Here is a 7,947-nt window from a genome sequence, read left to right on the forward strand (position 1 = left end):
ACATGCTCTTTCCTCTCCTCGCCGCGCTGATCCAGGATCCGGCGCAGGCCCCCGCCCCCACCGTCACGATTCCCCGGATCGATGCCGCCGTCACCGTGGACGGCGTGCTCGACGAGCCGGTGTGGGCGCAGGCCACCCGGCTCGACGGCTTCCACCAGTATCGGCCGGTGGACGGCCGGATGGCAGAACAAGAGACGATCATCCTCGTCTGGTATTCGCCGACCGCCATCCACTTCGGCATCATCGCGCACGACACCGATCCTGCCAGCATCCGCGCGACCTTCACCGACCGCGACAAGATCACGGGCGAAGACCGCGTCCGCCTGTACCTGGACACCTTCAACGACAAGCGCCGCGCCTCGTTCTTCGGGGTGAACGGGCTCGGCGTCCAGGAAGACGGCCTCCGGAGCGAAACGAGCGGGAGCGCCGGGAGTCTCTTCGGTGGGCAGGACGACCTCAACGTGGACTATCTCTGGGACTCGAAGGGGCGCCGCACGGAGCAGGGGTACGAGGTGGAAGTACGCATCCCGTTCAAGAGCCTGCAGTACGCCGGCGCCGGGCCGCAAGCCTGGGGGTTCAACGCCGTGCGCTACGTGCAGCGCAGTGCGTACGAGGACACCTGGACCGACGTCCGGCGGGCCAACTCAAGCTTCCTCGCGCAGGAGGGGACGCTGACGGGGCTCGAAGGGATGCAGCGCGGGCTCGTTTTCGAGGCCCAGCCGTTCGTCACGATGGGATGGGCCGGGAACCGGGGCACAGACGGGACGTTCACCCGGGAGGATCCGGAGCCGAGCGCGGGGGTGAACCTTCAACTCGCCACGACGACCATGGCGTTCGACGGCACCATCAACCCCGATTTCAGCCAGGTCGAAAGCGACGTGGGACTGATTACTGTCAACGAGCGGTTCGACCTGTTCGTCCCCGAGAAGCGGCCCTTCTTCCTCAAGGGAATCGACCTCTTCTCGACCCCCGGCAACCTCATTTATACGCGCCGTATCGCCGATCCGTACGGCGGCGCCAAGGTGACCGGCAAGGTGGGGCGGAACAGCATCGCCTACCTCGGCGCCGTCGACGAGTTCAAGACCGCCGACGACGCTTGGTTCAACCTGGTCCGCGTGCGCCGCGACTACGGCGCGAGCAGCGTGCTGGGCCTGACGTACACCGACCGGATCCAGGGCGGCGCCTACAATCGGCTCCTCGAGGGCGACGCGCACATCGTCTTTGCCAAGCTCTACTTCGTGGAGGCCCAGTACGGACAGTCGTGGACCAGCCTGGACGACGGCGCGGCGACCGTGACCGATCCCATCTGGAAGCTGACGTTCGACCGCACCGGCCGGACGTGGGGATTCAACTACACCATCAACGGGATCGGGCCGGATTTCATCGCCGCCTCCGGATTCGTGCCGCGCAACAACATCGTGACCGCGCACATCTTCAACCGGCTGTCGTTCTATGGCGCCAAGGGGGCGCTGCTGGAGAACTTCACGGTCTTCTTCGGGCCGACCTGGATCTATGAGTATGACGGGTTTGTCGACAACAGCCCCGCCGAGGGGACCCAGGACGCGACCTTCCAGTTCCAGCTGCGGGGCGGCTGGCAGCTGAGCGCCAAGCCCGCGCGGAGCTTCACGTCGTTCTACCTGGCGGACTATGACGGGCTGGAGACCGCGCCCGGCGTCCCCTTCATCCCCCCCGCGGGGCTGGACAACCTGTACACCGGCCAGCTTTCCGTCAGCACGCCCACCTACCAGCTCTTCAACGCCTCGGCGAGCTACCAGTTCGGGCACGCGCCCCTCTACGCCGAAGGGAGCGAGGGAACGGGGTCCACGCTCAGCGCCAGCGTCAACGTCCGTCCAAGCAAGACCCTCCGGTTCGAGGGCCGCCTGGCCTACGCGTCGCTGCACCGCGTGTCGGACGGATCCGAGTATGCGAACAGCGTGATTCCGCGCTTCAAGTTCGAGTTCCAGCCGTCCCGGCCCCTCTTCTTCCGGCTCATTACCGAGTACCAGTCGACCCGACGAGCGGAATTGCGGGACCCTGTCACCGGCCAGGTCCTCCTCATCGGCGGCGTGCCCATCCCGGCCCGCAACGACCAGGGTCTCCGTGTCGATGTGCTCGCCTCCTACGAACCGAGCCCCGGCACCGTCGCCTTCCTGGGATATGGATCCGCTTCCATCACCACCGACGCCTGGGACTTTTCGACGCTCCAGCGCCAGACCGACGGCTTCTTCCTGAAGCTTGCCTACCTCTTCCGGAGGTAGCGCGCCAAGCCGCCGGGACGCATCCGCTTGCGTCCCCCCGTTGTCCGCCCCAACATTGATCTGCGCCCTCATTCCATCCGGAGGTCTCGTGCGTCGTTCGGCCATTATCGGCACCGGCTTCTGTGTCCCTGACCGCGTCGTCACCAACGACGACCTTGCCGGTCTCATGGAGACATCGGACGAGTGGATTCGCGAACGAACAGGCATCGAGGAGCGCCGCTGGGTGCGGGAGGGGCAAACTTCCGTCGACCTGGCCCTCCCAGCCGCCCAGCAGGCATTGGAAGCGGCGGGAATGCAGCCTACCGATCTCGACGCGATCGTCTTCGCCACCTCCACGCCCGATCACTTCTGCCCCGGCAACGGCGTGTATCTCCAGCGGGCGCTCGGCGCCGGCAACCTTCCCGCCCTCGACATCCGGACACAGTGCAGCGGCTTCGTCTACGGCCTGTCGGTGGCGGACGCCTGGATCCGTGCGGGCCAGTATGATCGGATCCTGCTGGTGGGGGAGGAGATTCAGTCGACCGGGATGGACCTCAGCACCGAAGGCCGGCACACCGCGGTGATCTTCGCCGACGGCGCCGGCGCCGCCGTGCTGGGTCCAGTGGAGGAGTCCGAGGACCGTGGGGTGCTCGCCTTCGACCTCCACACCGATGGGGACTATGCGGAAAAGCTCTGGGTGGATGTCCCCGGCTCCATGTACCACCCGCGCATCTCGGCGGAACAACTTGAGGAAGGCAAGCAATGGCTCCGGATGGACGGACGGGACGTCTTCCGGCACGCGGTGACCAAGATGCCAGCCTCGGCGACCGAGGTGATCACGAGAGCAGGCTACACCTGGGATGACGTCAACCTCCTCATCCCGCATCAGGCCAACCTCCGGATTTCGGAGGCGGTGCAGAAGTCGCTTGGCCTTCGGGACGACCAGGTCTACAACAACATCATGCGATACGGGAACACCACGTCGGCCACGATCCCGATCGCGCTCGATGAGTGCGTGCGCAGCGGGCGTCTCAAGCGGGGAGACCTGCTGGTGCTGACGGCGTTCGGCTCGGGCTTCATGTGGGGGAGTTGCGTGATACGCTGGTAAGCGGGGAAGCGGGGAAGCGGGGAAGCGGAACAAGAACGTAAGCCCATGCTATACAGGTCGTTACCTCGCTGGAATTTCAGGATGCGGCGGCGGGTGAAACATCCCGTGCAGATGTTCCGTACTGAAACAAGCCTGCAACCTCAGAGGAACTTATGGGCCTCATCGCCCTTGCCGTTACCGTCGCGGCCGCCGTCGGCGGCTTTGTCGTCGCCAGAAACTTCGTCCGCCGCCGTCTTCGCTTTGTGGATGGTGTCTACAACCCCGTCTTCCCCTTTGCCGCCGGCCTCATCGCCGCGGTCGTGGCCTTGCCGGTTGCGCTGCTTCCGATCGTGACGACGGTGACTGCCGCCATCTTCGGGATCGGCGCCGGGGTCGGCACCGCCAGCGGCGTCAAGGCGCTCCGCCGGGGAGATGGCTAGGTCGGCCGACCCCCAATATCTTGGGAGCATGGCTACCGTATCCTGTGTGCGTTGCGGCCAGACCCGCGACCAAATGGCCTTCCGGCCCTTCCAGAACGACCTTGGCCTCCGGGCCTTCGAACAGATCTGCGCCGTATGCTGGGGTGAGTGGCTGAAGTATCAGCAGCAGCTCATCAACCATTACGGCCTGGATCTGCGAAGCCCGGAGGCCAAGAAGTTCCTGTTCGAGCAGATGGAGACGTACCTCTTCTCCCCCGCCCCGCCCGCCTAGCGTCCCAGCGTTCCCTTCAGGACGGTGCGCTTCTTCTGGCGCATCACCTCGAGCTTGAGCGCCTCCCCCGGCTCGTAACTCGACAGCACGCGCATCAGCTGGCGCGGGCTGGACACATCCCGACCATCCACCGCCAGGACCACGTCGCCCGCCTTCAGTCCCAGTGGGGCCGGGGTCGGAACGTCGACGACCAGCACACCGTCGGTGGTCCCGAAGTAGCTGCCGAGCTGCGGATTGACCGGGGCCAGTTCGAGGCCGCGGAGGGCGTCATTCATGGAAAGCGAAAACGTCATCTCGACCTGGTCCCGTGATCCCCGCACCGCCTCACTGCGGAGGAGCGCCAGCTCCAGGGCGCGCTGATTCTGCTCGCTCTCCGGCCCCACCCAGTACGCCTCGCCACCGGGCGTGGCGCGGAATCCGTAGCTCCCACCCGGACCCACCACCACCGAGAGATTCTCCGGAATCGCGGCCGTCACTACCTGCGTCTTGACGAGCTTCTTCCCGCGACGGTACTGCACCGGGACGGTGTCGTTGGGCGGCAGCTTGGCCACCAGCTCGATCAACTTGAACCCCGGACTCGGCACCCGGGCGCCCGGAGGGACGTTTGAAAGCGGGGTCACCAGCGGCGTCTTGCCGAAGACCGTGATGATGTCGCCCGCCCTGAGCCCCGCGGTGGCAGCCGGCCCACCGGGTGTGACACCGTCGAGGAGGGCGCCGACAGAATCAGCATCCGAGGGGAGTGTACTGACCACGACCCCGATCCGCACCCGGCGCGTGGCAAAGGCCTGCGCCATCATCGGCTGCATCGAATCACGAAAGAAATACGAGCGACTGCGGAGGGTGTCGACGCGGAACCGCATCGAGTCCATCAGAATCACCAGTGAATCCGATGGGGGTGACTTCGGGGACCGGGGCGCCGGGACCGTCTGCGCCTGGAGCGGTACGGCCAGGGCCAGGGGGATTCCGAGCGCGAACGATACAATCAGCCGACGGACACGCATCAGAGCCCCACGTTGTGCGCGCGCGTCAGGTGCACGTCGACCAGCGCGTCCATCAGCCCCACGCGCTCCCGCCAGAGCGGCAGGAGTTCATTCCTGGAGGCCGGGGACGTCTGCATCTGGGCGGTCTCGAGCTGGTGGTCGAGTTCGGCGATCCGGTCTTCCAGCGACGCCGCGGCCCGCGTGGTGTAAGCATCGGTCACCTGCTGACTGCTCCGCAGCTGGCGCAGCGCCTGCTCGAGCGTGGCCGACTCGGCCATGACCGCGGTGAGTTGATCGGAAGCAGCGGCCGACGGCGGCGCCATGATATCGCGCCCGACCACCACGAGCAGCAGCGACGCGGCCAGCGCCAGGGTGCCGATGCCGGCGCGCCGGACGACGCGCTGGCGGCGGTCGTGCCGCACACGTGCCGCCACGGCGGCAAAGCGGTCGCGGGGGGGGCGCAGTGTCGGCAGTGCGCGGATCCGCGCGACCCGCTGATGCAGACGGTCGAGTTCCGCGGCACAATCGGCGCAGACCCGCACGTGGGCCTGGCTTTCCGCGCTGCCGGGCTCGCTGCCCGCGTCGCGGAGGGCCACCAGCTGCTCCATGGTGAGGTGATTCATGCCCGTGCCTCCTCGCCGAGCCACACCCGAAGCTTGGCATGCGCACGCGACAGCTGCGACTTGGAGAAGCTCGGGGTCCGGTCCATCATGTCGGCGATTTCTTCGTGAGTATACCCCTCGACGTCATGGAGCCACACCACGGCACGCGACGTTTCCGGGAGGCGCTCCAGGGCGGCCTCGAGATCCATCCGAAGTGGCGTGTCCTCGCGCCGGACCGCGTGCGCTTCGTCGAAGAGCTCATCCGTTTCACGGTACTTGTTCCGCCGCAGGCGCATCAGCGCCTTGCTCGAGGCCACGCGCCGCACCCAACCCCAGAGCGGGCCGTCTCCCCGGTACTGGCCGATGCTGCGGTAGACCTCGAAAAAGGTCTCCTGGAGGACATCTTCCGCATCTTCCACGGTCCGGCAAATACGGCGGGCCAGATTGAATACGGGGGTCTCATAGGCGCGGTAGAGGATCTCCAGCGCGGCCGGATCGCCCACCCGCACCCGGGCGACCACCGATTCGGTGTCGCCTGCGAGATAGGAGTCCACTGCCAGTGCCTTTGTCATAGGTCCCTTAAAGATGCAGGGATGACCCCGATGGTTGCAGGGGGGAACTCGGCGGGGCTGGGCGGCTGGGGGGCAGCGAGGCAGAATCCGTCGGTGGCCCCCGAGCTCACCGCCATAACACCATGAAAACAAATTAGTTACCGAAAGCATACACTCTGTCCACCTGCCACTCTGCGGTGGAAACTGTCCCCGAGGTTCCCGCAGGTGCGGCGTGCCCAAGTATCTTTGCCCCATGTCGAATCCAACACCTGCCCCGAAGCTCTGGCTCCATCATCTGGCTGACGAGGCCGACGCCGCCTTCCTCTACCAGGAACTCGCTCGAGGTGAACCGGACCCGGAGCGCTCCGCGATCTACACCAAGCTGGCCGGGGTGGAGCACCGCCACGTTGCCGCCTGGCAACGATTGTTCCGGGAAAATGGCCACCCTGTCCCCACGATCGGGGTCTCGCTCAAGGCCCGGGTGCTGGCCTGGCTGGGCCGGCGGTTCGGCCCCGAATGGCTCCTTCCGATGCTGCTCGAGGAGGAGGGCCAAGAGGTCAAGGGCTACCTCGAGCTCTACAAGTCCGGACCAGAGGGGGCCGCCGGCCCGACCGCGCTCCGGCTCGCCCGCGAATCCAATGATCACGCCCTGACCCTGTCGAGGCTCGCTGGAACCGAGGGCGAGCCGTGGCACAAGACGCAGGCCGGCGGGTTCCTGCGCAACGTGGTGTACGGATTCAATGACGGCCTGACCGCCAACTTCGGGCTGGTGGCCGGCATGGTCGGCGCCGCAACATCGATGGGGACGGCCGGCCATGCCGTCGTGGTGGCAGGACTGGCCGGCGTGGTGGCCGACGCGCTCTCGATGGGTTCCTCGGGCTACCTCGCCGCCAAGAGCGAGCGCGAAGTCTACGAGCATGAAATCGCCATGGAGCGGGAAGAGATCCGCCTCATGCCCGAGCTGGAAACCGAGGAGCTGAGCCTCCTCTACCAGGCCAAGGGCATTCCCGAAGACCAATCGGACGAACTCGCCCGACAGGTCATGTCCGATCCCGAAAAGGCACTCGAGGAGAAAGTCAGGGAAGAGCTGAAGATCGGCGACGCGACCAGCACGCCGTTCCGCGAGGCGTGGGTGACCGGGCTCGCCACCGCCATCGGGGCATTCATTCCCGTGGCGCCGCTGCTCTTCAGCACGGCACCCTGGGCGCTCTACACCTCATTCACCATCGCGATGCTGTCGCATTTCGGGGTCGGGGCGGCGCGGAGCTTCTTCACCGGCCGCGGGGTGGCCCGGAGTGGCATCGACATGCTGGTGGTGGGGTTTGGCGTGGCGGTGGTGGGGTATTTCGTGGGGGACTGGATCGTGAAGCTGTTGTAGGCGGGCCAGCGGGGCAGCGCGAATGTCAGTCGCGTTGCCCCGTCAGTCTATCCAACCACCAGATTGAGCAGTCGTCCCGGCACATAGATCTGCTTGCGGAGTTCCTTCCCTTCGGTAAACCGCTTCACGGCATCCTGCTCCATTGCCGCGGCCACAATGGCCGCCTCCTCGGCGCCACGAGGCACCCGCACCTTGCCGCGGGTCTTGCCGTTGACCTGCACCGGAATCTCCATCATGTCCTCGACGGTCAGCCGCTCGTCCCACACGGGCCAGCGCGCCGAGAAGACCGTGGTCTCCCCGCCGAGTCGCTCCCAGCACTCCTCCGAGAAGTGCGGCGCGAAGGGGGCCAGCATGACCACCATGTCCTTCACCAGATGGCGTTCGGAGCAGTTTGTCTCCCG

The 7,947-nt window shown here is 66.3% G+C and carries 9 protein-coding genes; 5 read left to right on the forward strand and 4 right to left on the reverse strand.

All coding sequences use genetic code 11. The annotated features are described in order from the left end of the window. Positions 1–2 precede the first annotated feature (2 nt). The 4 genes from R2910_01940 to R2910_01955 all read left to right on the forward strand — a co-directional run bounded on the left by R2910_01940 (position 3) and on the right by R2910_01955 (position 4,035). A complete protein-coding gene (locus tag R2910_01940) occupies positions 3–2,258 on the forward strand; it encodes a DUF5916 domain-containing protein (protein ID MEZ4411733.1) in 2,256 nt (751 codons plus the stop codon). A gap of 88 nt (positions 2,259–2,346) precedes the next feature. Continuing rightward, the gene (locus R2910_01945) at positions 2,347–3,345 is read left to right on the forward strand and encodes a beta-ketoacyl-ACP synthase III (GenBank protein ID MEZ4411734.1); all 999 of its coding nucleotides are present in this window, start codon (positions 2,347–2,349) and stop codon (positions 3,343–3,345) included. A gap of 152 nt (positions 3,346–3,497) precedes the next feature. Then, entirely contained in the window at positions 3,498–3,764 is a 267-nt protein-coding gene (locus R2910_01950; protein MEZ4411735.1) for a hypothetical protein, read from the forward strand. 28 nt (positions 3,765–3,792) lie between these two features. Next, positions 3,793–4,035 (forward strand): oxidative damage protection protein, encoded by a 243-nt coding sequence (locus R2910_01955; protein ID MEZ4411736.1) that lies wholly within the window; start codon positions 3,793–3,795, stop codon positions 4,033–4,035. Here R2910_01955 and R2910_01960 read toward each other — a convergent pair. The 3 genes from R2910_01960 to R2910_01970 all read right to left on the reverse strand — a co-directional run bounded on the left by R2910_01960 (position 4,032) and on the right by R2910_01970 (position 6,189). Beyond that, positions 4,032–4,904 carry a PDZ domain-containing protein gene (locus R2910_01960; GenBank protein ID MEZ4411737.1) on the reverse strand — a complete coding sequence of 291 codons (873 nt, stop codon included), beginning with the start codon at positions 4,902–4,904 and terminating at the stop codon, positions 4,032–4,034. The two genes, R2910_01955 and R2910_01960, sit on opposite strands and share 4 nt — an antisense overlap. Before the next feature lie 131 nt (positions 4,905–5,035). Then, positions 5,036–5,638 (reverse strand): hypothetical protein, encoded by a 603-nt coding sequence (locus tag R2910_01965; protein MEZ4411738.1) that lies wholly within the window; start codon positions 5,636–5,638, stop codon positions 5,036–5,038. Next, positions 5,635–6,189, reverse strand: a complete 555-nt coding sequence (locus R2910_01970) for a sigma-70 family RNA polymerase sigma factor (GenBank protein ID MEZ4411739.1) — start codon at positions 6,187–6,189, stop codon at positions 5,635–5,637. The genes R2910_01965 and R2910_01970 overlap by 4 nt, the downstream gene beginning before the upstream one ends. A gap of 232 nt (positions 6,190–6,421) precedes the next feature. Between R2910_01970 and R2910_01975 the strand changes: the two genes are divergently transcribed. Beyond that, complete coding sequence (locus R2910_01975) at positions 6,422–7,546, forward strand: VIT1/CCC1 transporter family protein (GenBank protein MEZ4411740.1); 1,125 nt, start codon at positions 6,422–6,424, stop codon at positions 7,544–7,546. Positions 7,547–7,593: 47 nt separating this feature from the next. On the opposite strand, the gene R2910_01980 is transcribed toward R2910_01975, so the two are convergent. Next, the coding region (locus R2910_01980; GenBank protein MEZ4411741.1) for a class I tRNA ligase family protein at positions 7,594–7,947 on the reverse strand (354 nt) is incomplete at its 5' end.

This window comes from Gemmatimonadales bacterium (assembly GCA_041390145.1).
Lineage (GTDB): Bacteria > Gemmatimonadota > Gemmatimonadetes > Gemmatimonadales > GWC2-71-9 > SPDF01.

Coding starts and splice junctions, on each gene's coding strand:
- R2910_01940 (MEZ4411733.1), top strand. CDS start 3: ATGCTCTTTCCTCTCCTCGCCGCGCTGATCCAGGATCCGGCGCAGGCC.
- R2910_01950 (MEZ4411735.1), top strand. CDS start 3,498: ATGGGCCTCATCGCCCTTGCCGTTACCGTCGCGGCCGCCGTCGGCGGC.
- R2910_01955 (MEZ4411736.1), top strand. CDS start 3,793: ATGGCTACCGTATCCTGTGTGCGTTGCGGCCAGACCCGCGACCAAATG.
- R2910_01960 (MEZ4411737.1), bottom strand. CDS start 4,904: ATGGACTCGATGCGGTTCCGCGTCGACACCCTCCGCAGTCGCTCGTAT.
- R2910_01965 (MEZ4411738.1), bottom strand. CDS start 5,638: ATGAATCACCTCACCATGGAGCAGCTGGTGGCCCTCCGCGACGCGGGC.
- R2910_01970 (MEZ4411739.1), bottom strand. CDS start 6,189: ATGACAAAGGCACTGGCAGTGGACTCCTATCTCGCAGGCGACACCGAA.
- R2910_01975 (MEZ4411740.1), top strand. CDS start 6,422: ATGTCGAATCCAACACCTGCCCCGAAGCTCTGGCTCCATCATCTGGCT.